This is a genomic window from Deinococcus rhizophilus (genome assembly GCF_030271215.1).
Classification (GTDB): Bacteria; Deinococcota; Deinococci; order Deinococcales; family Deinococcaceae; genus Deinococcus; species Deinococcus rhizophilus.
This window is the reverse complement of sequence record NZ_JASNGB010000302.1, coordinates 1-1822: the sequence shown is the minus strand read 5'-3', so window position 1 is coordinate 1822 and position 1822 is coordinate 1. Positions and strand designations below refer to the sequence as shown.

At 76.0% G+C, this 1822-nt stretch carries 1 protein-coding gene; it reads right to left on the bottom strand.

Annotated elements, in window-relative coordinates; genetic code table 11:
• The coding region (locus QOL99_RS16820; protein WP_456318874.1) for a glycoside hydrolase family 10 protein at nt 1-1109 on the bottom strand (1109 nt) is incomplete at its 3' end.
• Nucleotides 1110-1822 lie beyond the last annotated feature (713 nt).

Genomic DNA, 1822 nt, shown 5'->3' with positions numbered 1-1822 from the left:
GACAGCCCCCGCAGGGTCGGCGGCCTGACCTGCCACCCCACCCGCCCGGCCAGCGCTCCCCCCGGCGCGGTGAGGGCGGCGCGAATCGCCTCCAGCCCCTGCCCGGTGCTCTGGCGGGTGCCGTACACGTCCAGGGTGGGGGTGCGGTAGGAGTAGCCCACCCACCCCAGCCCGGTGGCGACCGTGCGGCTGGCCTGCGAGGCGGTCACGGCGGGCGTGTTGAGGTACAGGGCGGTGCCCCCCGCGACTTCCGAGCGGCCGCGCACGCTGGCGGCAAAGGCGTTCCAGCCGTCCAGCCACTCGCCCTGCTCGCCCACGCTGTCGCGCTTGTAGTTCATCAGGACATTGAGGTCGATCAGGCCCTCGCGGGTCCAGGTGGGCCAGTCCTGCAGCACGTCGGTGTAGGTGCGCGACCGGCGAAAGGCCGCGAGGTCCCCCGGCGCGGGCGGCGCCCCGTAGGTGATGGTGGCGGCGGTGACCCAGGCGGTCGGGCGCACGGCCTTGACCTCCACGCTGATGCGGCGCACCAGCGCAGTGACCTGCTCGCGTTTCCAGGCCTGCCAGCGCGGGTCGGACCCGGCCGGGGTGCCCTTCGCCCCTGTCTCGGCGCGGTAGCGGGCCAGGGTCTTGGGGTCGTAGCCCCACGCGCCGCCGTCGGGGTAGCGGATGCGGTCGAGCTGCACGCCGTCCACCGGGTAGTTTCTCACTAGGCTGACCACCGACTCGACCATGTGGTCGGCGGCGGCGGGAATGGCGGGGTCGAGCCAGCCGTCGCCGCCCTCCAGCCAGGACCCGTCGGGGCGGCGCGACATCCACGAGTTGGCCCCGGCGGTGGGGCCGTGCAGCCGCGAGACGTGCCGGGGGCTGGTGTTGGGCACGCGGGCGTTCACCCCGCCCGTCACACTGACCCAGGCGATCACCCGCATCCCCCGCGCGTGCGCCAGCCGCGTCACGATGGTCAGCGGATCGAAATTCTTCTCGAAGTCCCTGTCGGTGATGTGCGGCACGCTGGCCCTCAGGCACAGGCAGTCGCCCCGCCGCACCGCCTGCACGAACAGGGTGTTGACCCCCAGCCGGGCGGCGTCCTCCACGACCTGCGCGACCTGCACCCGCGTCTTGAGGCCCGGCCCGAAGGCGTCCACCCACAGCCCCCGCACCGTGCTGATGGGCGCGGGGCCTGCGGGCACGGGCGGCGCGGTCACGGGCGGCGCGGTCACGGGGGCAAGCCCGCCGGGGACCGGGGTGGGGAGGACCGGGACCGGGGCGGGAGGGGCCAGCGGGGACGCGACGGGGGCCGGGGGAAGGACCGGAGCCGGTTCGNGCGCGGTCACGGGGGCAAGCCCGCCGGGGACCGGGGTGGGGAGGACCGGGACCGGGGCGGGAGGGGCCAGCGGGGACGCGACGGGGGCCGGGGGAAGGACCGGAGCCGGTTCGGCGGGCGCCTCCGGGGGCGTTGGGTTCACCGGAACCGGGGCAGGCACCACGGGCGCCGGGACGGGTGGCAGAGGCTCGGGCGTGGGCGCGGTCGCCCCGGCCACCGGGAGCGCGGCCACCGAGAGCAGCAGGGTCAGGGGCAGGGCGAGGCGCACGGGGAGAAAGGTCTTCACGGTGTGCCTCGCAGCGTAGCGCAGGGGCCGGGGCGGGCGGGTGAAGGCCGGGAGGCGGGTCACGCCTGGGCTTCCGCCGCCTCGGCCTCGCCCTCGTCGTCCGTTCCCTCGGTGTCGGCGGCCACCGCCTGCGCCTGCACGCGGCGGTTCTTGCCGATCTCGCGCACGCGGCCCGAGAAGCGGCCCTTGATCTCCTCGTACAGCGGGTGGGCGCG